This is a genomic window from Nocardia sp. TBRC8007, from assembly GCF_056629435.1.
The window spans coordinates 20,380-41,990 of sequence record NZ_JBWSOR010000011.1; the positions used below are offsets into that span (position 1 = coordinate 20,380).

General features: G+C 63.4%; 18 protein-coding genes. 11 read left to right on the top strand and 7 right to left on the bottom strand.

What is annotated here, in order from left to right; genetic code table 11:
- Positions 1-3: 3 nt before the first annotated feature.
- Complete coding sequence (locus ACX4ZE_RS11935; RefSeq protein ID WP_480273446.1) at positions 4-765, bottom strand: crotonase/enoyl-CoA hydratase family protein; 762 nt, start codon at positions 763-765, stop codon at positions 4-6.
- Positions 766-830: 65 nt separating this feature from the next.
- Between ACX4ZE_RS11935 and ACX4ZE_RS11940 the strand changes: the two genes are divergently transcribed.
- Both ACX4ZE_RS11940 and ACX4ZE_RS11945 read left to right on the top strand, forming a co-directional pair.
- Positions 831-1,481 carry a TetR/AcrR family transcriptional regulator gene (locus tag ACX4ZE_RS11940; RefSeq protein ID WP_480273447.1) on the top strand — a complete coding sequence of 217 codons (651 nt, stop codon included), beginning with the start codon at positions 831-833 and terminating at the stop codon, positions 1,479-1,481.
- Positions 1,468-3,087 (top strand): acyl-CoA dehydrogenase family protein, encoded by a 1,620-nt coding sequence (locus tag ACX4ZE_RS11945; RefSeq protein ID WP_480273448.1) that lies wholly within the window; start codon positions 1,468-1,470, stop codon positions 3,085-3,087. Before ACX4ZE_RS11940 ends, ACX4ZE_RS11945 begins: the two co-directional genes overlap by 14 nt.
- A 165-nt stretch (positions 3,088-3,252) precedes the next feature.
- On the opposite strand, the gene ACX4ZE_RS11950 is transcribed toward ACX4ZE_RS11945, so the two are convergent.
- Together ACX4ZE_RS11950 and pgi are read right to left on the bottom strand one after the other, a co-directional pair.
- Positions 3,253-3,906 (bottom strand): DsbA family protein, encoded by a 654-nt coding sequence (locus ACX4ZE_RS11950; protein ID WP_480273449.1) that lies wholly within the window; start codon positions 3,904-3,906, stop codon positions 3,253-3,255.
- A gap of 388 nt (positions 3,907-4,294) precedes the next feature.
- The gene (pgi, locus tag ACX4ZE_RS11955; protein WP_480273450.1) at positions 4,295-5,974 is read right to left on the bottom strand and encodes a glucose-6-phosphate isomerase; all 1,680 of its coding nucleotides are present in this window, start codon (positions 5,972-5,974) and stop codon (positions 4,295-4,297) included.
- 132 nt (positions 5,975-6,106) lie between these two features.
- Here pgi and ACX4ZE_RS11960 point away from each other — a divergent pair, with 132 nt between their 5' ends.
- Complete coding sequence (locus ACX4ZE_RS11960) at positions 6,107-7,561, top strand: NAD-dependent succinate-semialdehyde dehydrogenase (protein ID WP_480273451.1); 1,455 nt, start codon at positions 6,107-6,109, stop codon at positions 7,559-7,561.
- Between the two features lie 46 nt (positions 7,562-7,607).
- Here ACX4ZE_RS11960 and ACX4ZE_RS11965 read toward each other — a convergent pair whose 3' ends face one another.
- Complete coding sequence (locus tag ACX4ZE_RS11965; protein ID WP_480273514.1) at positions 7,608-7,901, bottom strand: chorismate mutase; 294 nt, start codon at positions 7,899-7,901, stop codon at positions 7,608-7,610.
- A 480-nt stretch (positions 7,902-8,381) separates the two neighbouring features.
- Here ACX4ZE_RS11965 and ACX4ZE_RS11970 point away from each other — a divergent pair, with 480 nt between their 5' ends.
- On the top strand, positions 8,382-10,823 hold the full coding sequence (locus ACX4ZE_RS11970; RefSeq protein ID WP_480273515.1) for a UvrD-helicase domain-containing protein: 2,442 nt from the start codon (positions 8,382-8,384) through the stop codon (positions 10,821-10,823).
- Positions 10,824-10,913: 90 nt separating this feature from the next.
- A complete protein-coding gene (locus tag ACX4ZE_RS11975; protein ID WP_480273452.1) occupies positions 10,914-11,339 on the top strand; it encodes a hypothetical protein in 426 nt (141 codons plus the stop codon).
- Between the two features lie 117 nt (positions 11,340-11,456).
- On the opposite strand, the gene ACX4ZE_RS11980 is transcribed toward ACX4ZE_RS11975, so the two are convergent.
- Positions 11,457-12,557, bottom strand: a complete 1,101-nt coding sequence (locus ACX4ZE_RS11980; protein WP_480273453.1) for a M23 family metallopeptidase — start codon at positions 12,555-12,557, stop codon at positions 11,457-11,459.
- Positions 12,558-13,216: 659 nt separating this feature from the next.
- Between ACX4ZE_RS11980 and sucC the strand changes: the two genes are divergently transcribed.
- The 6 genes from sucC to purH all read left to right on the top strand — a co-directional run bounded on the left by sucC (position 13,217) and on the right by purH (position 20,542).
- Positions 13,217-14,383 carry an ADP-forming succinate--CoA ligase subunit beta gene (sucC, locus tag ACX4ZE_RS11985; RefSeq protein WP_480273454.1) on the top strand — a complete coding sequence of 389 codons (1,167 nt, stop codon included), beginning with the start codon at positions 13,217-13,219 and terminating at the stop codon, positions 14,381-14,383.
- Positions 14,384-14,409: 26 nt separating this feature from the next.
- Positions 14,410-15,324: a succinate--CoA ligase subunit alpha gene (gene sucD, locus ACX4ZE_RS11990; protein WP_480273455.1), complete on the top strand. Its 915-nt coding sequence runs from the start codon at positions 14,410-14,412 to the stop codon at positions 15,322-15,324.
- A gap of 291 nt (positions 15,325-15,615) precedes the next feature.
- The gene (locus ACX4ZE_RS11995; RefSeq protein ID WP_480273456.1) at positions 15,616-16,692 is read left to right on the top strand and encodes a DUF5336 domain-containing protein; all 1,077 of its coding nucleotides are present in this window, start codon (positions 15,616-15,618) and stop codon (positions 16,690-16,692) included.
- A gap of 79 nt (positions 16,693-16,771) precedes the next feature.
- Positions 16,772-18,259, top strand: a complete 1,488-nt coding sequence (locus tag ACX4ZE_RS12000; RefSeq protein ID WP_480273457.1) for a cell division protein PerM — start codon at positions 16,772-16,774, stop codon at positions 18,257-18,259.
- Positions 18,260-18,317: 58 nt separating this feature from the next.
- Positions 18,318-18,974: a phosphoribosylglycinamide formyltransferase gene (purN, locus tag ACX4ZE_RS12005; RefSeq protein ID WP_480273516.1), complete on the top strand. Its 657-nt coding sequence runs from the start codon at positions 18,318-18,320 to the stop codon at positions 18,972-18,974.
- Positions 18,971-20,542: a bifunctional phosphoribosylaminoimidazolecarboxamide formyltransferase/IMP cyclohydrolase gene (gene purH, locus ACX4ZE_RS12010; protein ID WP_480273458.1), complete on the top strand. Its 1,572-nt coding sequence runs from the start codon at positions 18,971-18,973 to the stop codon at positions 20,540-20,542. The genes purN and purH overlap by 4 nt, the downstream gene beginning before the upstream one ends.
- A gap of 107 nt (positions 20,543-20,649) precedes the next feature.
- Here purH and ACX4ZE_RS12015 read toward each other — a convergent pair whose 3' ends face one another.
- Both ACX4ZE_RS12015 and rpsR read right to left on the bottom strand, forming a co-directional pair.
- Positions 20,650-21,126 carry a hypothetical protein gene (locus ACX4ZE_RS12015; protein WP_480273459.1) on the bottom strand — a complete coding sequence of 159 codons (477 nt, stop codon included), beginning with the start codon at positions 21,124-21,126 and terminating at the stop codon, positions 20,650-20,652.
- An 84-nt stretch (positions 21,127-21,210) separates the two neighbouring features.
- Complete coding sequence (gene rpsR, locus ACX4ZE_RS12020) at positions 21,211-21,465, bottom strand: 30S ribosomal protein S18 (protein ID WP_480273460.1); 255 nt, start codon at positions 21,463-21,465, stop codon at positions 21,211-21,213.
- Positions 21,466-21,611 lie beyond the last annotated feature (146 nt).

The following is a 21,611-nucleotide window of genomic DNA, read 5'->3' on the forward strand; positions in this document are numbered from 1 at the left end:
GGTTCAGGCGCGCTCGCCGTGCCTGCCCGCGCCTGCTGTGAAGCGTGCCGCGCCTTCCAGTGCGTCGTCCGCCAGCGCCGTCAGGCCGTGCCGCAACTCGTTGCGCAGCGCGGACTCCTCGCTCATCCCGTCTTGTTCCAGCAGCGACATCCGGTCCGAACGCAGGCAAGTCTGTGGCAGTGCGGCCAGTTCCGCGGCGAGTTCCTCCGCGGCTGCGCGGGCTTCGCCGGTGGACACTACGCGGTTGACCAACCCCATCTGTAATGCTTCTTCGGCGCCGACCGCGCGGCCGGTGAGCACCATGTCCATCGCGCGGCCGGTACCCACGATGCGCGGCAGCCGGATAGTGCCGCCGTCGATCAGAGGGACGCCCCAGCGGCGGCAGAACACGCCGAAGGTGCTGTCGCGCTCGGCGACTCGCAGATCGCACCACAGTGCGAGTTCGAGTCCACCGGCCACCGCAAAGCCGGAGACTGCGGCGATCACCGGTTTGGTCAGCCGCATACGAGTCGGTCCCATCGGGCCGTCGCCGTCCTCGGCGACCTGATTGGCGCGCTCGGTGCCGAGCGCCTTCAAGTCGGCGCCTGCGCAGAACGTGCCACCGTCGCCCCATAAGACGGCGACCGCGGCATCGGGGTCGGCGTCGAATGCGCGGAAGGCATCGGCCAGTGCGGCAGCGGTCGGCCCGTCGACAGCGTTGCGGGCTTCGGGGCGGTGCAGGATCACAGTGGTTACGGGTCCATTGCGTTCGATCGATACGCTCACCTGCTCGACCATACGGCGTCGTCGTGTCCTTGTGTGAAGAAATGAATCTATGATTCACTTCTTGTGTGGCCTATCGCAGAACTGCCGCTGTGCAGGCCCGCCTGGATGCGCAGGCGGGGCTGATCGTGCAGGCTGCGACCACGGTGCTTTCCCGAGGTGGGTACGCGGCGCTGTCTATGGCCGCGGTCGCGGCCGAGGCTGGTGTGGCCACGGGGACCGTTTACAAGAACTTCGAGGGTAAGGCCGATCTGGTGCGCGCGGTTTTCCGGACGGTGGTTGCCCGTGAAGTCGCCGAGGTCACTGCGGCCGGTGCGAACGGAACGGTGATCGAACGGGTGACCACGGCGATAGAGACCTTCGCTGGTCGTGCGCTGAAGAATCCGAATCTGGCCTACGTACTGCTCGCTGAACCCGTCGACGCCGCCGTTGAAAGTGAACGGTTACGCTTCCGGCGCGCATTCACCGAGAAGTTCGAAATAGCTGTGGCGGAGGGGATTTCGCGAGGTGAACTACCGCCGCAGGATCCGAGGATCAGTGCGGCCGCCTTGGTCGGCGCGATCGGCGAGGTGCTGGTCGGCCCGCTCGCCGAAGCTCCCCACAGGGACTGCGTCGTCCCTCAGCTCATCGCTTTCGCGATACGCGCGCTAGGTGTGCGTGACGACCCGGGCGCCGACCGTGCTCGGCTGGAATCAGGAGTGTCAGATGCAGACGCATGAAGTCTTCAACCAGGTGCCCGACATCGTGCCCTTCGATGCGGCGCGCCATCCGTCGCTGATCGAGGGCTTGCATCGGGAAGGCGCGGGCTGGGCTGAACCCGAAGTGCGGGAACTCGGTGCGCTCGCAGGCGGCGCCGAGGCGCAGGAGTGGGGCAGGCTGGCCAACGAGTACCCGCCGGTGCTGCGTACCCATGATCGGTACGGCCATCGAGTCGATGAGGTCGAGTTCCATCCGCACTGGCACGATCTGATGCGCGTCGCTGTCGAACACGGTCTGCACGGCACACCATGGCTGGACGAGCGCCCTGGCGCGCACGTGGCGCGTGCGGCGAAGTTCTATATCTGGAGTACAGCTGAGGCGGGACATATGTGCCCGATCTCGATGACCTACGCGGTGGTGCCTGCGCTGCGGCACAATCGGGAGCTGGCGACGAAATACGAGCCACTGCTCGGCTCCCGCAGATACGAATTCGGCTTGCGTCAGCCATCGAGCAAGGAGGGGCTCATCGCGGGCATGTCGATGACCGAGAAGCAGGGTGGCTCGGATGTCCGTGCCAATACCACCACCGCGACACCACAGTCGGACGGTTCGTACCGGCTCGTCGGGCACAAGTGGTTCACTTCCGCCCCCATGTCGGACATGTTCCTCACGCTGGCGCAGGCACCAGGTGGCCTGTCCTGTTTCCTATTGCCGCGGGTGCTACCGGACGGCACTCGCAATCCGATCCGGATTCAACGGCTCAAAGAAAAGTTAGGCAACAAGTCCAACGCCTCCTCGGAAATCGAGTATGAGAACGCCGTCGGCTGGCTGGTCGGCGTGGAAGGCGCCGGGGTCAAGACCATTATCGAGATGGTGAATATGACCAGGTTGGACTGTGTGATCGGCTCGGCCACCGGTATGCGAACCAGCACGGTTTACGCGGTGCACCACGCCAGGCACCGGAAAGCGTTCGGCGCCGAGCTGATCGATCAGCCCGCCATGCGCAATGTGCTGGCCGACCTGGTGATCGAATCCGAGGCCGCGACCACGGTGATGATGCGCTTGGCCGGAGCCACCGACCGGGCGACCTCGGACCCCGCTGAGGCAGCGCTGCGGCGCATCGCCCTTGCGGTCACCAAGTACTGGGTGTGCAAACGGGCGCCTGCGCATGCGGCCGAAGCGTTGGAATGCCTAGGGGGTAATGGGTACGCCGAGGAATCCGGTATGCCACGGTTGTATCGGGAAGCGCCGCTGATGTCGATCTGGGAAGGCTCAGGCAATGTCGCGGCACTGGACGCGCTGCGCGCTATGGGGCGCCAGCCGGAGACCGTCGAGGCGTACTTCAATGAGGTGTCCCTGGCGAAAGGGGAGAACCCTCGGCTCGACGACGCGATCGCGCGGGTCGGCAAGGAGTTGTCGGATCTTACCGATGTCGAATACCGCGCGCGGCGCGTCGTCGAGTTGATGGCGTTGGTGCTGCAGGGCGCGCAGTTGGTCCGCCACGGTCACTCCGCTGTCGCCGATGCCTTCTGCGCCACCCGGCTGGGTGATGACTGGGGCATCGCGTTCGGTACTCTGCCGACCGGGGTCGACACTGGAGCGATCATCGAGCGCGCCTTCGTCTGACGTTCGGCGCATGCTGCCTCCGCTCTACGGGTGCTCCACCGTAGGGCGGAGGCAGCAGGGGCTTCGTCGGCGCGCGGCGAGCGAAATCTGAGCAGCCCAGTCGTAACCGACAACCACCATGGCATAGCTCATCGGTGGCGTGCCCTGTGTCGCAGGGCGGCTGGTTCAGCGCGCGGACGCGATGACGGCGGCAAGACCGTTCGGGCTCATCAGAGCGACGTTATCGGTGACCCGCTCACCATTGACGGTTACAGTCGGGGTGGAGCGCACGCCGCTGTTCAGCACTTCGTCGGTCTTCGTGCGCAGATAGGCATCGTATTGCCGGTCGGTGATGCATTTGGCCACTGCGGGATCGGTGTAGCCCGCGGATGCGGCGATGGCGATCAGTGCGCTGTCGGGCAGGCCGTCGCCGCCCTCTTTAGGCTGCTGGTCGAACATATCCGAGAGCCAGGCCTGGTAATTGTCCACGCCGGCGTTCGCGACGCAGAACGACGCGTTACCGGCGCGGGAGGAGTACGCGGTGGTGCTGGCGCGGTCGAGGAAGGTGATAACGCTGTATTCGACTGCGGCGGAGCCGTTGTGGACGGCATCCTTCAGCACCTTGCCATTGGCCGACTCGAAGCCTTTGCAGGCAGGACACTGCAGGTCCATCACCACGCGGACGGTGACTTTCGCGGTCGGCTCGCCGACCCGGACCGAGCCATCGGCCAAGACATTCGCGGGGACGGTGCTACTACCGGACGCTGTCGCGATTCCTGGGATCGCGTTGGCAGCGGCGGTGCGGACCAGCAATCCGATGCCTGTCGCGACGGCGATCATGAGCAAAACCAGAAACGGAGTCAGGATGAAGAGCTGTCGCCGGCTCAGAACCTGGTGCTGGGACGGTTGCTGACCGCCAGGATAGGTGTTCAAATCAGATGCTTTCCACTTGTCCGATAGTGCGTGCAAGCCTAGTGCGCGCCTCGGGTCCAGTGCGACCGCGCACGGCCGTGGCCATTGGACAGCGCCTTATGGATTCCGCGAACTACGCTTACAGTGCGCGGATTTCGTCGCTACTGGCGGTTCTATTGTCAGACATGCCACGCGATTTACTCGTTCCCGCCCCTACGACACGGCTCTGGACGGTGCGGTGTTCCTCTGTGCCGTCGGTGGCCTCATCGGGCCTGTTCAGATTGACCAAGAGGTTTCGAACACAAGCCGACCGAGTTCAGCGATGGGCGCGGTACCAGCGGATGAGCGCATCGGTTGACGAATCATCCTGTGCATCGGGCTCTTGCGTGGCAGTGAGCAGCGGGGCGAGAGCAAGTGCCTGCTGCTTGCCGAGTTCGACCCCCCACTGGTCGAAACTGTCGATGCCCCAAACGGTTCCCTCGACGAAGACCTGGTGCTCATAGAAGGCGATGAGTTGACCCAGAACTGACGGTGTGAGCTGCGGTGCGAGAATGGTGGTGGATGGACGATTGCCCGGCATTACCTTATGCGGCACCACCGAGTAGTCGGAGCCCTCCGCGGAGACCATTTCGGCGCGGATCTCCTCGGCGGTTTTCCCGAAGGCGAGTACTTTGGTCTGCGCGAACAGATTGCTCATCAAGATATCGTGCATGCTGCCGGTGCCATCGCTGGTCGGCAGATCTTCGGTGGGACGGGCGAACCCGATGAAGTCGGCTGGGATCAGCCGGGTGCCTTGGTGTAGTAGCTGGTAGAAGGCGTGCTGGCCATTGGTTCCTGGCTCGCCCCAGAAGATCTCGCCGGTGGATGTGGTGACCGAGGTACCGTCCGCGCGTACCGACTTACCGTTGGATTCCATGGTCAGTTGTTGCAAGTATGCGGGGAAGCGGGCCAGGTCATTCGAATACGGCAGCACCGCACGGGATTGCGCGTCGAAGAAGTTCGAGTACCAGACGCCGAGCAAACCCAGCAGCACCGGCGCGTTCTGCTCCAGCGGAGCGGTCGCGAAATGCCGGTCGACAACATGCATTCCGGCGAGGAATTCCGCGAAGCGCTCCTTGCCGATGGTCACCATCACCGACAGTCCGATCGCGGAGCCCACCGAGTAGCGGCCGCCGACCCAGTCCCAGAAGCCGAACATGTTGTCGGTATCGATGCCGAATCGTGCTACCCGCTCGGTATTGGTGGAGACCGCTACGAAGTGTTTGGCGACGGCGTCCACACCGAGTGTGTCGACCAGCCAGCGTCGGGCCGCGGTCGCGTTGGTCAGCGTCTCCAAGGTGGAGAAGGTCTTGGAGGCCACGATGAACAACGTGGTAGCCGGATCGAGTCCGTCCAGCTTCGCGACCAGGTCCGCGGGATCGACGTTCGAGACGAACCGGGCGTCGATGCTTGTGGTGTTCGTTCCCGTTCCGCTCCCACCCTTCGCGTAGTACCGCAGCGCCTGATGTGCCATCGCCGGGCCCAGATCCGAACCGCCGATGCCGATATTGACCACTGTTGTGATCCGCTCGCCGGTCGCACCGCGCCACTGGCCGGAACGCAACGCGTCGGCGAACGCACCCATACGCTGGAGCGTCGCATGAACCTCGGTGCCTGCGTCGACCCCATCGATGGTCATCGACTCACTTGCGGGCAATCGTAACGCTATATGGCCGACCGCGCGGTCTTCGGAAGTATTGATATGTTCGCCGCGGTACATCGCGTCTCGGCGTTCGGGCACACGCGCCTCGCGTGCCAACTCCACGAGCAGGAGCAGGGTTTCTCTGGTCACCCGATGTTTGCTGTAATCGATGCGCAGGTCTCCTACCTGGGCGATCAGCTCATTGCCCCGGTTCGGATCATTGGCGAAGAACTCTCTGAGGTGCCGCCCGGCGATGGCGCGGTGGTGCTCGTGCAGTTTCCGCCATGCCGCCGTCGCGGTGATGTCGCTGCTCACGTTCGCCGAGAGTACAAGCAGGCACGGCCCACTGCACAGGATCGCCTGTGATACGTCGGGTGGCGGATGTTGTTGTCTTGCGCCGGTCGGGTGTTCAGGGGGAATGCCGCCCGTAAGTCCTAGGCTGGTCATATGGAGTCTGAACGTGAAGTTATCGAAGCCGTACCGAAGAAATTGTGGATCGGTGGACCCGTGGATGCCACCGGCATGGGCACGTTCCCTGTGCACAACCCGGCGACAGGAGAGGTGCTGACTCACGTCGCGGACGCGACTGCGGCCGACGCGATGCGCGCGCTCGACGCGGCTGTCGCGGTCCAATCGGAATGGGCGGCCACGCCTGCGCGAGAGCGAGGGGAGATTCTGCGGAAGGTATTCGAGCGGATTATCGCCCGTGCGGAGGAATTCGCGCTGTTAATGACGTTGGAGATGGGCAAGGCACTGCCGGAGAGCCGCAATGAAGTGCGCTACGGCGCCGAGTTCTTCCGTTGGTTCAGCGAGGAAGCCGTGCGGGTGCACGGGCGTTACCTGCAGGCACCGTCCGGCACGGGACGTATCATGGTACATAAGCAACCGGTAGGTCCCTGCCTGGCGATCACGCCGTGGAACTTCCCGTTGGCGATGGGCACGCGCAAGATCGGCCCCGCGCTGGCCGCCGGCTGCACGATGATTGTCAAGCCTGCTTCCGCGACGCCACTGACCATGCTGCTGCTGGCCGAACTGTGCAGCGCGGCCGGTCTTCCCGATGGTGTGCTGTCGGTGATCACCTCCAGTCGGTCCAGCACGGTGACTCAGCCGCTGCTGGACGATGCCCGGCTACGTAAGCTGACATTCACCGGCTCTACCGAGGTCGGTAGGAAGTTGGTGGAGAGGTCCGCGCATCGGCTACTGCGTACCTCGATGGAACTCGGTGGAAACGCGCCCTTCGTAGTGTTCGATGACGCCGATATGGACGCGGCCGTGCAGGGTGCGATGGCGGCGAAGCTGCGTAATGGAGGCGAGGCGTGCACGGCGGCCAATCGCTTCCATGTACACAACGGTGTCCGCGAGGAATTCACCACCAAGCTGGTCGAGGCGATGACACATAGTGTCCGGCTCGGGCCGGGGACCGATCCGGACACGACACTTGGTCCGCTGATCAACGAGGACCAGCTCCGGACCGTTCGAGAATTGGTAGACGACGCCATCGCCGCGGGTGCTACGGTGCTGCTCGGTGGCAAGGCCCCGACGGGGCCCGGATGGTTCTATCCCGCTACTGTTCTCGGCGATGTCCCACCACATGCCAGAATCCTGCGTGAGGAGGTGTTCGGTCCGGTAGCGCCTATTGTCGGCTTCGATACCGAGCAGCAGGGACTCGCCGCCGCCAACGATACTGAATTCGGTCTGGTCAGCTACGTTTACACGCGCGATCTCGACCGCGCACTCAGGATCTCCGAAGGGCTGGAATCAGGCATGGTCGGCGTCAACCGTGGTGTCGTCTCCGACCCGGCTGCTCCCTTTGGCGGGGTCAAGCAGTCCGGCTTCGGTCGTGAGGGTGGGACTGAGGGGATCGAAGAATACTTGTCGACCAAGTACATCGCCCTCACTTGAACGAACTGTCCGACTGCTGCTGGGTTCCGCGTGCGTCGCGGGGTGATCAGTGACCGAGGCGACCGCGGCCGAGGCGCAGCAGCAACATGGCAAGGGTGTGGCCTTCTTGCCCGAGTTCGCTGAATCGCTCGAGTACCTTCATTTCGCGGCTGTGCACCAAGCGCGGCCCGCCCGACGCCATCCGGGTGCGGCCGATGATCCGGGAGACCTCCGTTCGGCGCTTGATCGCGGCCAGGATCTCCGCATCGAGCTGGTCGATTTCCTTGCGGAGTTCGTCGATCTCGACCTGGGTCTGCGGCAGCGTGGAAGCGGACCCGGTCGTCGTGATAGGGATGCTCATCATTAATCTCCTCGCGTCAGAACATCGGTCGGGCTCGTGTGCTCGACCCGTTACCGACCGGTTCTTTCACCGTGAAACAGACCTGGAGGGGCTTCGTATAGTTCCCCCCAGAAAGGTGCTCAGGTCCCGGCCCCGTGATGACAGCATCCGTACTGGCGCCGGCGTAGGGGTATCGCTGGAGCGCTGAGCATGCCGCCAGTCTGCCATGGGCTGGAAGGTATGCAAAACGATTGCATTCGCAAATATTGCGTTGTCCCTTTGGCCTCCCCGCCGGGGGAGTTCATCTATTGTTCGATTGCCTGGTGCCGAATCGATATCGTCGTGATCTGGAACTGTGACTGTGACCAGGGACTTCAACAATGTCGGTGTCCGCCGGTAGCGTGGTGGACGATGGATATCACGGTGGCTCCCAACACGAAGGTCGATCAGGTCGTGCGGTCTGCTCAGGTATCGAAACCTCAGGTTGTCGGTGGAGAAGAGATGCGGAGGTATGCTGCCGCACCAGAGGTGCCGTCGGCAGACGCCGAGCGATTGCTCACCGGCCTGAACCCGCAGCAGCGCGCAGCAGTCGTGCATACGGGATCGCCCCTGCTGATCGTGGCGGGTGCTGGTTCAGGGAAGACCGCCGTACTCACCCGCCGCATCGCCTATCTGCTCGCCGCTCGGGGGGTGACTCCGGGTCAGGTGCTCGCCATCACCTTCACCAATAAGGCCGCCGCGGAGATGCGGGAACGGGTGGCCGGACTTGTCGGCCCGCGCGCTGGCGCTATGTGGGTATCCACCTTCCATTCCAGCTGCGTCCGGATACTGCGGACACAGGCTGCGCTGCTGTCCGGCCACAACTCGAATTTCTCGATCTACGATGCCGATGACTCGCGGCGACTGCTCACCATGATCAGCCGTGACCTGGGTATCGACACCAAGAAATACTCGGTGCGTTTGCTGGCGACCGCGATCTCGAACGCGAAGAACGACCTCATCGATCCGACCCGAGCCGCGGCGGACGCCGAATCAGACGATGCTGAACTGCCTGGCTTGGTAGCCAAGGTCTACGCCGAATATCAGCGCAGGCTACGCTCGGCGAACGCGATGGACTTCGATGACCTTATCGGCGAGACAGTGGCATTGCTGCGCGGTCACCCGCAGGTCGCGGAGTACTATCGTCGCCGTTTCCGGCATGTGCTGGTAGATGAGTACCAGGACACCAACCACGCGCAGTACGCTTTGGTGCGCGAACTGGTCGGTCATCACCTGGAAGACGCCGAGGACGAGGGCCGGGTGCCGCCGAGCGAACTGTGTGTGGTCGGCGACGCGGACCAGTCCATCTACGCGTTCCGAGGTGCGACTATCCGCAATATCGAGGAGTTCGAGCGTGACTTCCCCGATGCGGAGACCATTCTGCTGGAGCAGAACTATCGGTCCACCCAGCACATCCTCACCGCAGCCAACGCGGTGATCTCGCGTAACGAGAATCGGCGTGAGAAGAAGCTCTGGACGGATTCCGGTGAAGGTGACTTGATTACCGGCTACGTCGCCGACAATGAGCACGACGAGGCGTCGTTCGTGGCACGCGAGATCGATCGGCTGGTAGATCAGGGCGAGGCCGGTTACAGCGACATCGCGGTGTTCTATCGCACCAACAACAACTCCAGGGCGCTGGAAGAGATCTTCATCCGGATGGGCTTGCCTTACAAGGTGGTCGGCGGTGTCCGCTTCTACGAGCGCAAAGAGATACGTGACATCGTCGCTTATCTGAGAGTGCTGGAGAACTCCGACGATGCGGTGAGCCTGCGCCGAATCCTGAACACACCGCGTCGGGGGATCGGTGATCGGGCCGAGGCATGTATTGCGGTGCATGCCGAACAACAGGGGATCAGTTTCGCAGCCGCGCTGCGTGCTGCCGCCGAAGGCAGAGTGGCGCTGCTGAACACACGCTCGCAGCGGGCTATCACGGGCTTCCTGGACCTGCTCGATGAGATTCGTGCGGCAGGCGAACACGCTGAGGGGGATTTTCCGGATGTGGGCAACACTGTCGAAGCGGTGCTCGAGCGCACCGGCTACCGCGCTGAGCTGGAGGAATCAGACGACCCGCAGGATGGCGCCCGGTTGGATAACCTCAACGAATTGGTCAGCGTTGCCCGCGAATTCAGCTCAGAAGCGTACACCAACGTAGTAACAGCTCAGCAAGAGGGGTTGGTGCCGGAGACGGGCGAAGGTGAGCCCGATCCTGGTTCACTCGCCGCGTTCCTCGAACGAGTCTCGCTGGTTGCTGACACTGATCAGATCCCCGAGGAAGATTCCGGCATCGTCACGATGATGACGCTGCACACGGCTAAAGGCCTCGAGTTCCCTGTGGTATTCGTCACCGGCTGGGAGGATGGACAGTTCCCGCATATGCGGGCGCTGGGCGATTCGGCCGAACTGGCCGAGGAACGCCGCCTCGCTTATGTCGGCATAACCAGAGCGCGGCGGCGACTGTATGTCACGCGTGCAATGGTGCGCTCCGGCTGGGGGCAGCCGGTTTCCAATCCGGAATCTCGCTTCCTGCAGGAGATTCCGGGGCATCTCGTCGACTGGCGTCGGCTCGAGCCTGTTGAGTCGGTCACAACCAGGGGCAGTAGGCGCCGCGGCGGTGACCACGATGGGCTGGAGCGGGATTGGACACGAGGTAACGACAGGCTGCCGACACGTCCGGGTCTGCGCGATCGTGGGTCGCGCGGGTCCGCGCCTGCCAGGACGACCCGCGACAACACGAATGTGATACTTGCCGTAGGCGATCGGGTCAGTGACGATAAATACGGCCTCGGCCGTGTGATCGCCGCCGAGGGGTTCGGACCGCTGGCCACTGTGACCATTGATTTCGGCACCGCTGGTAAGATTCGGCTGATCCCGCAATACAGCAGAACGCTGGTCAAACTTTGAGTGTGTCTGCTACGCCCTGGACGAGCTGGATGGTGTGACAGAGTCTTTCGGCTCTGCTCGTAATCGTTCCGCATCGTTAGAGTCCATGCTATGGAAGCTGTCGCGCAACACATCGTATGGTTTCTGCCCCTGCTGTGGCTTGGTATGGTACTGGCCATTTCGTTTCTGGAAGCGCCGCTGAAGTTCCGCGCACCAGGAATCACCGTGCGACTCGGTCTCGGCATCGGTCGCTTGGTGTTCCGGGCACTGAACAGCACCGAGGCCATGCTCGCCGTGCTGCTGGTGCTCGCGGCATCTGTTGTGACGCCAGGCAGGGCAGTCTGGTGGTGGCTGGGCGCGGCCGTGGCGCTTCTAGCTGTTCAGATCTTAGTGGTGCGTCCACCTTTGACCCGTCGGTCCGATCGGGTCTTGGCTGGTGAGGATCTGCCGCGCTCTCATGCCCACTACTGGTATATCGGTTTGGAGGTTACCAAGGTTGTCGCTTTGCTCGGCCTTGCGATCGCCGCTGCACCGTAAAGGCGTAGGCGCGACGTATGACGCGCTTATCGGTCGCTCGAAGCAGCGCTGCCGCCAGGTAGGGCCAGTCGGTGAGCTCTGAACGGATTACTCGGGTATGCAGGCCGCGCCCCGCGTTCAGTCGCGCCCTGAATCGAGGCTGATACCGCGAGTGGCCAGCCAGGGAACTGGGTCGATCTTGTTGGTGCCGTGCAACCAAACCTCGAAGTGGCAGTGTGGACCGGTGGAGAATCCGCGATTCCCCATGGTGGCGATCTGGTCACCGGCCAGGACCCGCTGCCCTCGTGACACCGTAGCGGTGTCGATGTGGCCGTAGACGGTGATGGTGCCGTCATCGTGTAGCAACCGGACCCACATACCGAAGCCTGCGGCGGGACCGGCATCGAGCACAGTGCCATCGGCGACAGCGTAGATCGGGGTGCCTATCGGACCCGCGATGTCGATACCGAGGTGCTGCACTCCCCAGCGGGCGCCGAATCCGGAGGTGAAGGTGCCCGATGTGAACTTGGTGAACAGCGGGCGAAGCTTCGCGGCCTCCCGAGCGGCGAGGTCCTCGGCGTACTTCTGGCCCTTCTGCAGGATGTCGTTGAATTGGTTGAGATCGGCTGATGCCGAAACATTCAGTATCTGCGGTGACTCAGGGGAGGAATCAGGGTCGGATATGTTCGTCGACTGCGCGGCGATCTCGCGGATTTGCCCCGTGGCTTCGTAGTCGACGGACTGCGAGGACTGCTCGGGCGAGGTGAACGTAGCCTGCCCGGCGGCGACAACCGCGCCCGCGGCGACTGCGGCGACCGCAGCACGCCCCTTGAGGGCGGCAGGCGGCGCGGGCACTCGGTGTGCGCCGCCCCGCTTGCCCACGGTATGGCGGGGGGGTATCGCTGTCGGCGAGACGGGAATGCCGGATTCCCGATCGGCCGCCTCCTGCTCGGCTGTCCAGGTGTCGGCCGGTGTCCAGGGGGTCTGATCGTTCCACGTATCGCTGCCGGACCAGGAGTCATCGGGCTGGGCGGCCCATGCGTTGTCGGCGCCCCACGAGGCCTTGTAGTCCGATTCGCCGTAACTGCGGACAGGTTGGTCGTAATCGTAAGCGGGCTGGTTGTAGGCGAAGTCTGTAGCCGGAGCCTCAGCAGGGTAGTGAAGTCCGCTGCCCACGACCGCGTGATCGTCATGAAGGTCGTAGCCGCCGCGCGAATCGTGGTCGTCTTCTGTTATCACGCTGTGCCTAGAATTGCGCGGTCGGTCGATAGCAGGATCCAAGGGTCTGCCGCCGACGGCGAACGGTTCATCGTCCGGACGGTATCGATGTCTCGATCGCACCCGCTCGTCGGAGGCGGATGAAGAGCTGCGGTTCATCGGCGGTGCCGCATCGTGACGCGAGGTAAATTCTGCGGTGTCGCTCGGCGAGATACGGAGCGGCTCTCCGTCCGCGGAGCGCTGTGCTGCGTCAAGTTTGCCGTCCTCCTGTCGTGACCGTGCTGTGACATCGACCGGGAATGACGGTAACGAAACGATTGCGTGCTCACAAGCGGTGCGGACATTCCGTAACAAACATGTGAGATTGATCACTATTTACTCCGGAATAGCTCACCACGAAACGGGCATAGCAGAGAGATTCGCCGACGACAAGTTGTAGTAGTGCTGAACCTGTTTTCGGGTTCGGTGGCTCTACCTGGCGCAGCGTGAGCAACCTACTCGTCAGTAGCGTTGGCCAGCGCTTTTGTCACTCCCGGCGCTGTCGCGTGACCTGTGCCACTTAGGATGTATGTGGCCGATTGGCCCTCCATGTGACTGGTTAGAGTCCGACCCGACCCGCTTCCGACGTCGGGCCGCCAACAAAGACGTTGTCATCACAACGCAGACGAGACGGTGAGTACATGGATCTCTTCGAATATCAGGCGAAGGAGCTCTTCGTTAAGCACGGAGTGCCTTCGTCCGAGGGCCGCGTTACGGATACGGCCGAGGACGCCCGCGGGATCGCGGAGGAAATCGGCAAGCCCGTGATGGTCAAGGCCCAGGTGAAAACCGGTGGCCGTGGCAAAGCCGGTGGCGTCAAGTACGCCGCGGGCCCGGATGACGCGTTCACGCACGCACAGAACATTCTCGGCCTGGACATCAAGGGTCATATCGTCAAGAAGCTTCTTGTCGCTGAGGCCAAGGACATCGCGGAGGAGTACTACATCTCCTTCCTGCTGGACCGCGCCAACCGAACCTACCTGGCTATGTGCTCGGTCGAGGGTGGCATGGAGATAGAGGAGGTCGCTGCGACCAAGCCGGAGCGACTGGCCAAGGTCCCCGTCGACGCAGTCGAGGGTGTCGACCTGGCGTTCGCACGGTCGATCGCTGAACAAGGTCATTTGCCCGCCGAGGTGCTGGACGCCGCAGCCGTGACCATCCAGAAACTGTGGGAGGTGTTCGTCTCCGAGGATGCCACCCTGGTCGAGGTCAATCCGTTGGTGCGTACACCGCAGGACGAGATCCTCGCACTGGATGGCAAGGTCACATTGGACGAGAACGCCGAATTCCGCCACGAAGACCACGCGGCGTACGCGGATAAGGACGCGACCGATCCACTCGAGGTCAAGGCCAAGAACAACGACCTCAACTACGTCAAACTCGATGGCGAAGTCGGTATCATCGGTAATGGCGCGGGTCTGGTCATGTCGACCCTGGATGTGGTCGCCTACGCGGGTGAGGGCCACGGCGGTGTGAAGCCCGCCAACTTCTTGGACATCGGTGGTGGTGCTTCGGCAGAGGTGATGGCCGCCGGTCTTGATGTCATCCTGAACGACGAACAGGTCAAGAGCGTGTTCGTCAATGTATTCGGCGGGATCACTGCCTGCGACGCGGTCGCCAACGGCATCGTGAAGGCGCTGGAAATCCTGGGTGACAGCGCGAACAAGCCGCTGGTGGTCCGCCTCGATGGCAACCGGGTGGACGAGGGCCGAGAGATCCTCGTCGATGCCGCGCACCCATTGGTGACGCTGGCGCAGACAATGGACGAAGGCGCCGACAAGGCCGCCGAACTGGCAGCCGCCCGATAACGACGGCCGAGTAAGGACGAAAAGTAATGTCTATCTTCCTGAACAAGGATTCCAAGGTCATCGTCCAGGGCATCACCGGCGGTGAGGGCACCAAGCACACCGCGTTGATGCTGAAGGCAGGCACCCAGGTCGTGGGCGGTGTGAACGCACGCAAGGCGGGCACTACGGTCAGTCATCTCGACGAGGATGGCAATACGATCGAGCTGCCGGTTTTCGGCACCGTCGCCGAGGCCATCAAGGAGACCGGCGCCGATGTGTCCATTGTGTTCGTGCCGCCGAAGGCCGCCAAGAGCGCCATTCTCGAAGCCATCGACGCGGCGATCCCGCTGTTGGTGGTCATCACCGAGGGCATCCCGGTGCAGGACACCGCTTATGCATGGGCCTACAATGTGGACAAGGGCACCAAGACCCGTATCATCGGCCCGAACTGCCCCGGAATCATCACCCCGGATGAGGCACTGGTCGGTATCACCCCGGCCAATATCACCGGCAAAGGCCCGATCGGTCTGGTCTCGAAGTCCGGCACACTGACTTACCAGATGATGTACGAGCTGCGCGATTTCGGTTTCTCGACCTCTATCGGTATCGGCGGCGACCCGGTCATCGGCACCACCCACATCGATGCCATCGAGGCGTTCGAGCAGGACCCGGAGACTTCGCTGATCGTGATGATCGGTGAAATAGGTGGTGATGCCGAGGAGCGGGCCGCGGCCTACATCAAGGCCAATGTCACCAAGCCGGTAGTCGGTTACGTGGCCGGTTTCACTGCCCCGGAGGGCAAGACGATGGGCCACGCGGGTGCCATTGTGTCCGGCTCGTCGGGTACCGCTCAGGCGAAGAAGGACGCGCTGGAGGCCGCAGGGGTGCGGGTCGGTAAGACACCGTCCGAGACCGCCGCGTTGGCGCGCGAGATCCTGGAGAAGGCCAGCATCAGCGCTTGAACTGCGTATGCGCTCTAGGGCCGCCTCCGGATCCGGGGGCGGCCCTCATTTATGCGCGGCGGGGTATCGACGTGGCGGCCACCAGCGCGGGCGACCGCATATCAGGCCGACGATGGCAGCCCTTCGGTTCTTGGTCGGGTATCTGCGCTGTTGTGTGTCCGACCTGTCTGGATACGAGCGAGTTCACCCGTATCGGTCGGTAGTGCGGGGTGTGACCTGGCCGGAGAGTGCAGTAGCGTCAGAAGTAATCCAGCAGCGTGAATGAAGACGACTCGATTAGGAGACGACGACATGTCCTACCCGACCGGGGGCTCCGGGTACAACACACCCTCACCCGCAACGCCATCCAGCCAAGACCCGGTCTCGGGTGGCGCCAGTTCAGGTTCCAGCGCTACCGGTTCCAATACCAAAGGTCTGCCGTTCTTCCTGGTGGTGGGCGTGGCGGCGTTCGGCGTGATCAACTTCTTGCTCGGCTTTCTGCCGTTCATCGGCATAGAACCGATCGATTTCGGCGGCACGCGGGTCAGCACGCCGGAATCGGCCGACCTGTTCGAAGTGGGCTCCGGCTCGGCACTACTCGGGCTGCTGTTGCTCGGCGGGCTGCTTGCCGGTCTGTCGCTTTTGCCGAAGCAGAGCTGGATCGGTGCAGCAGCCGCGGCCTCGACAGCAGGTTTTGTCGCACTGCTGGTCCAGTCGTTCAGTTTCGGCGCGGGCAGCGAGCTGAAGGCCGGCGCATTTGTTCTGCTGGTGCTCGCGTTTGCTCAGGCTTCGCTCGCGATCGCCGCGATGCTGTTCGATGAGGGCATTCTCAAGGTCCCGGCGGCGCGCCCGGCCGCAGCGCCGAGCGGGTTCGGCCAGGGCGGTTATGGTCAGCAGCCTTTCGGACAGGGACAGCAGTCCTTTCCCCAGCAACAGCAGGGACAGTCCGGTTACGGACCGGGCAGCCCGTACGGTCAGTCTGGTTACGGGCAGTCCGTCCCGGCACAGTTCCAGGCGCAGCAGCCCTCGCCGTATGGCCAGGGCCAGTCGGGTTATGATCAGGGTCACCCGGGTTACGGTCAAGGCCAGCCGAGTTATGGACAGAGCCAGCCCTACGCCCAGCAACAGCCTGCCTATGGGCAGGGGCAGCCGACCACGGCCTACGGCGCACCCCAGCAGAATTCGCCCTACGGAGCACAGGCGCACTCGGATGAGAGCATGAACCAGCATTTCGGCAGACAGCCGTCCGGTTCGCAGTCGCCGTATAGTTCTCCGGGATTCGGGCAGCAGACCCCGCCGAACCAACAGAGCAGACCGTTCGATGACGAACAGAGCAGCGATTCCCCCGATGCCACTCAGGCCTTCCGCCCTACTGAGGACAACAAGTAATAAGACCCGTGGCAGCTCTTCCTGGCGCTGCGGCGCGCCTGCCCCGCTCGCGCTGGGTGAGCTGCCACGCTGACAAGCCATGAGCTCCCCGAGAAATGCCTTGGCGCGCCGGGGCGGTGGCGCCCGCGCGCCGCGACCGCACTCCGACGCGGACGAGGTGAGCTTCCTGTCACTGTCTCCGGAGCGAGCCAGAGTCCTCGTTTCGGTCGCGAGCCGCCCTGCGGCACTCGGGCTGACCGCCATCATCGTTCTCGTGCTCGGCACGCTGCTGACTTCGGGCGTTGATCTCGCGAACATTTCCGGCGTTGTCGCCGCTGGCTGGCTGGGTACGCACCAGGTCTCGCTGGTCATCGACAACACTCCGCTCGGGCTGCTTCCGTTGTCGCCGACCGTGCTGTTGGTCTGGCTCGCCTGGCGTGAGTGCGCGCGCGCCGTGCCACCATACTGCACCAGGGCTGATCTCGGCTGGATCGTCGCCGCCGCGATAGGTGGTCCGATGTTGGTTACCTCGATCTGCCTCGCGGTTACCGAGGATGCCTCGGCCGTCCTCGCGCTGCGACCGCCGAACACACTCGCGGCGTTCGCGTGGGTCGCGGGATTCTACGGGCTCGCCGCCTTCGGCGGTATCGTAAGCCGGACGCGGCGGCGGCTGTTCACGTTGTTGTGTTTGCCCGACTGGGCTATCTCCGGACTCTATGGTGCGGGTCGATCCATTCTGCGTTTATCGGGCTGTGCCGCCGCATTGGTCTTGGTGTCGTTTCTCGCGCATATTTCGCGAGTCGGCGCCACCTACCAATCGGCGGGCAACGCCGCGGATGTGCTCGGTTTGACTCTGCTCTCGCTGGCCTATCTGCCGAATCTGGTGGCCCACGCTGTCGGTGTGCTGGTCGGTTCCAGCGCCCATATCGGCGCCGCATCGGTCGGGGTGTTCTCTGTGCTCGATGGTCCGATTCCGGCTGTTCCGTTGCTCGCCGCGGTACCGGCTGGGCCTGCGGCGGGTTGGTGGCCGGCGTTGCTTGTGGTCCCCGCCGCAGTCGGTGTACTCGGCGGCCTGGATTGTGCTCGCACCTCGCCGGATCGGATCACCGCGCCGTGGGCCACAGTGACTTCAGCGGCATTGGCGGCATTGGCGCTCGCAGTGACAAGTTCGGTCGCGGGCGGTGAGCTGGGCACGTTTGGCCGGGTCGGACTGGAGGCACCGATCTTCGCGTTGCTCACATTCGGTTGGCTCGCGATACCCGGTTACGTGGGTTTGGTGTTCGCGCGGTGGTTCCTCGTTCCGGTCGGATCGCTACCTGCTGGCTACCTCGGTACTGATGACGAGTGCGATGCCGCCGCTAACCGCCATCACGCCGAGCGCTACGCGGACGAAGAAGAATACGAGCACTATGGCGACCAGTTGAAGCCAGCCTATGGCTATTACCGCGGCCCGGAACTCGACGCCGAATTCGTCGATGAGCCCGGATCCATCAGGATCGACTCCGGCCACCACGCTACGCTGGATATTGTCGATGCCGAGGTGGTCGAGGCGGACCTGCCGGACAGGGACCGGATGGATGGTCGTTAGGCTCTAAGGCGGCGGTATCGCATTTATCCGCCGTACGAACGATCGCAGGAGTAGAGCGCTGACGTCACCGCCCGCCACGTGGAAGCCCGCCGCAGCGCCGACTACCGTCGTTGCGCTGGCCTCGGGTACCGGCTCACTGCTGCGCGCACTACTGGACGCTGCCGCTGTATCTGGCTACCCGGCGAAGATCATCGCTGTTGGCGTCGACCGTAGTTGTGCCGCCACCGACCACGCGGACGTCATGGGCGTGCCGCATTTCCGGATGCGGTTGCAGGACTATTCCGATCGCGCCACATGGGATGCCGCGTTCACCGACGCTGTCGCGGTCTATGATCCGGATCTCGTGGTGTCGGCGGGGTTCATGAAGCTGCTCGGTTCCGTTTTCCTACGTCGATTCGGCGGCCGGATCATCAACACGCACCCCGCGTTGCTGCCCGCGTTCCCCGGTGCGCACGCAGTTCGTGACGCACTTGCCTATGGGGTGAGGGTAACCGGCTGCACAGTGCATCTGGTCGACGCGGGCATGGACACCGGACCGATTCTTGCGCAGAAAGCAGTCGAGGTGCTTCCTGGCGACGATGAGAGCATCTTGCATGAGCGCATCAAAGTGGTCGAACGACGGTTACTGACGGAGGTCGTCGCCGCCGTTGCGACACGAGGCATTGTCTCCGATGGACGAAAGGCTGTTATCCCAGATGAGCGAGTTTTCCGGTGAGTGAACGCACACCGATCAGCAGGGCGCTGGTGAGCGTCTACGACAAGACCGGCCTCATCGAGCTCGCGACCGGTCTGCATACCGCGGGTATCGAACTGGTCTCGACCGGATCCACTGCGGCCAGGGTCGCCGAAGCGGGTATTCCGGTGACCAAGATCGAGGATCTCACCGGATTTCCCGAGGCCCTCGATGGCCGAGTCAAGACATTGCACCCACGGGTGCACGCGGGCATCTTGGCCGACTCGCGCAAGCAGGAACACATTGATCAGCTGGTCGAACTCGGTGTCGAGGCGTTTGAGCTGGTGGTGGTAAACCTCTACCCATTCACGCAGACTGTGGCGAGCGGAGCGACCCCGGACGAGTGTGTGGAGCAAATCGATATCGGCGGGCCGTCTATGGTGCGTGCCGCGGCGAAGAACCACCCCTCGGTGGCGGTAGTGGTCGACAGCGCTGACTACGATGAAGTGCTGGCTGCGGTGGAATCCGGCGGTTTCACGCTGGCCGAGCGGATAGCTCTGGCAGCCAAGGCTTTCCAGCACACCGCGAGTTACGACGTCGCGGTCGCCGGCTGGATGACCACTGTGCTGGCCGCCGAGGGCGCGGCAGGTGACGCGTCGACGCGGTTGCCCGAATGGTTCGGTGGGACGTGGGAGCGGTCGGCGGTGCTGCGCTACGGCGAGAACCCGCATCAGGCCGCCGCGCTGTATACCGATAGTGGCGGTGGCCTCGGGCTGGCGCAGGCGCGGCAGGTGCATGGCAAGGAGATGTCGTACAACAACTATGTCGACGCCGATGCCGCTTGGCGCGCGGCATTCGACCACGAGCCTCCGGCTGTCGCGATCATCAAGCACGCGAACCCATGCGGTATCGCGCTCGGCGCCGATATCGCCGAAGCACACCGTAAAGCCCATGCGTGTGACCCGGTCAGCGCGTTCGGCGGGGTGATCGCCGCGAACCGTGAGGTCACTCTGGAGATGGCCGAGCAGGTCGCCGAGATCTTCACCGAGGTGATCGTCGCGCCGTCCTACGCCGACGGCGCTGTGGAAGTTTTGCAGCGCAAGAAGAATGTACGCATTCTCATCGCCCAGCCGCCGCAGCGCGTGGGTATCGAACTGCGCCCGATCAGTGGTGGCATTCTGTCGCAGCGGCGCGATGCGCTCGATGCCGAGGGTGACGACCCCGTCAATTGGTCTTTGGTCGCGGGTGCGCCTGCCGACCCGCAGGCCCTTGCCGATCTGGCGTTCGCATGGCGTGCTTGCCGTGCCGTGAAGTCCAATGCAATCCTGCTCGCGCAGGACGGAGCTTCGGTCGGTGTCGGTATGGGGCAGGTCAACCGGGTGGATGCGGTCGGTCTCGCGGTCCAACGGGCTGGTGACCGAGCCAAGGGCGCAGTGGCCGCTTCCGATGCCTACTTCCCGTTTCCGGACGGACCGCAGATCCTGATCCAAGCTGGTGTCCGCGCCATTGTCCAGCCTGGCGGTTCGGTACGGGACCAGGAAACCATCGACCTCGCCCGTGCGGCGGGTGTGACCGTCTATCTTACTGGCGCTCGTCATTTCGCCCACTGAGGCAGATAAAGCTCTGTTGACGTCGCGCCAGACTACTGGTCCGGCGCGACGTGTACTGTTTCGTCCGGTCAGGAGGCCTGACGAAACAGTGGAGAGCGGTGGCGGCGCTATACCGCGCTGAGCACCGTTCGGTCGCCCAACGGGGCTTGCAATGGTACGTCCAGGGTGCCGAAGACCGCGACCATCGTGCACATTCGGCCTACTGCGGCAGCGCGCCTACCCGAGCGCAGTTCGACAGTGACCGTAGTGGTGGTTTCGGTGACTGTGGCATCCACGCCGTAACACTCCGGAGTGCCGGTTTGGAAATTCACCGCTAACTTATCGTCCGGCAACCGGGTCCACGATTGGAACGGGATCGGTTGGGCGCCAACGATGGTTGGGTCGGCAGTGAACTGGTTACCTTGATTTCCGTTCGGATCTTCGGTAGGCGTGTTCGGTGCCGCAGTCGAACTCGTAGTCGTACTCCGGTGCGTCCCCGCCGAATTCGTGTCATCCCTGTTCGAGTCGCTACAGCCGGTGGCGGTGAGACAGACGAGTGCTACAGCCACAGCGGTGGGGACATATCCGGCCCGGATTCGATCCATATCGTCACCTTAGCCGGGGCGGCTGTCCTGAGCCGAAGACTGCTGAGCCCAGAGCAGACTGGGCCTGTTCATCGGCCGCGTTGTCTACCGGCTGGTAAACGGCAGCAGCGCCATTTCGCGAGCGTTCTTCACCGCCACCGCGACCTGTCGCTGCTGCTGCGGGGTGAGACCGGTGACCCGACGGCTGCGAATTTTGCCGCGGTCGGAGATGAACGTGCGAAGCAGGTTCACATCTTTGTAGTCGACTGTCTCGATGCCTGCGGCGATGAGCGGGTTCTTCTTCGGACGGCGGGCCTGCTCGGCGCGAACTTTCTTCGACGGTGCTCGCTTGATTGCCATATGACGGGTTCCTTCTCACGAGATCAGTGGTTGTCTACCAGCTCGATTTGTGCACACCGGACATCCGTATGGGGTCCGAATTTCCTGCAATGACGGCGCGATCGTCCGTCGGCGGCCTCCCGATTACGTCATCGTACCGGAGGGGC

Bases quoted from the DNA above. Each gene is read 5' to 3' on its own strand.
- ACX4ZE_RS11945 (WP_480273448.1), top strand. From the start codon at position 1,468: ATGCAGACGCATGAAGTCTTCAACCAGGTGCCCGACATCGTGCCCTTC.
- ACX4ZE_RS11950 (WP_480273449.1), bottom strand. From the start codon at position 3,906: ATGATCGCCGTCGCGACAGGCATCGGATTGCTGGTCCGCACCGCCGCT.
- ACX4ZE_RS11960 (WP_480273451.1), top strand. From the start codon at position 6,107: ATGGAGTCTGAACGTGAAGTTATCGAAGCCGTACCGAAGAAATTGTGG.
- ACX4ZE_RS11965 (WP_480273514.1), bottom strand. From the start codon at position 7,901: ATGAGCATCCCTATCACGACGACCGGGTCCGCTTCCACGCTGCCGCAG.
- ACX4ZE_RS11970 (WP_480273515.1), top strand. From the start codon at position 8,382: ATGCGGAGGTATGCTGCCGCACCAGAGGTGCCGTCGGCAGACGCCGAG.
- ACX4ZE_RS11975 (WP_480273452.1), top strand. From the start codon at position 10,914: ATGGAAGCTGTCGCGCAACACATCGTATGGTTTCTGCCCCTGCTGTGG.
- sucC (WP_480273454.1), top strand. From the start codon at position 13,217: ATGGATCTCTTCGAATATCAGGCGAAGGAGCTCTTCGTTAAGCACGGA.
- sucD (WP_480273455.1), top strand. From the start codon at position 14,410: ATGTCTATCTTCCTGAACAAGGATTCCAAGGTCATCGTCCAGGGCATC.
- ACX4ZE_RS11995 (WP_480273456.1), top strand. From the start codon at position 15,616: ATGTCCTACCCGACCGGGGGCTCCGGGTACAACACACCCTCACCCGCA.
- ACX4ZE_RS12000 (WP_480273457.1), top strand. From the start codon at position 16,772: ATGAGCTCCCCGAGAAATGCCTTGGCGCGCCGGGGCGGTGGCGCCCGC.
- ACX4ZE_RS12015 (WP_480273459.1), bottom strand. From the start codon at position 21,126: ATGGATCGAATCCGGGCCGGATATGTCCCCACCGCTGTGGCTGTAGCA.
- rpsR (WP_480273460.1), bottom strand. From the start codon at position 21,465: ATGGCAATCAAGCGAGCACCGTCGAAGAAAGTTCGCGCCGAGCAGGCC.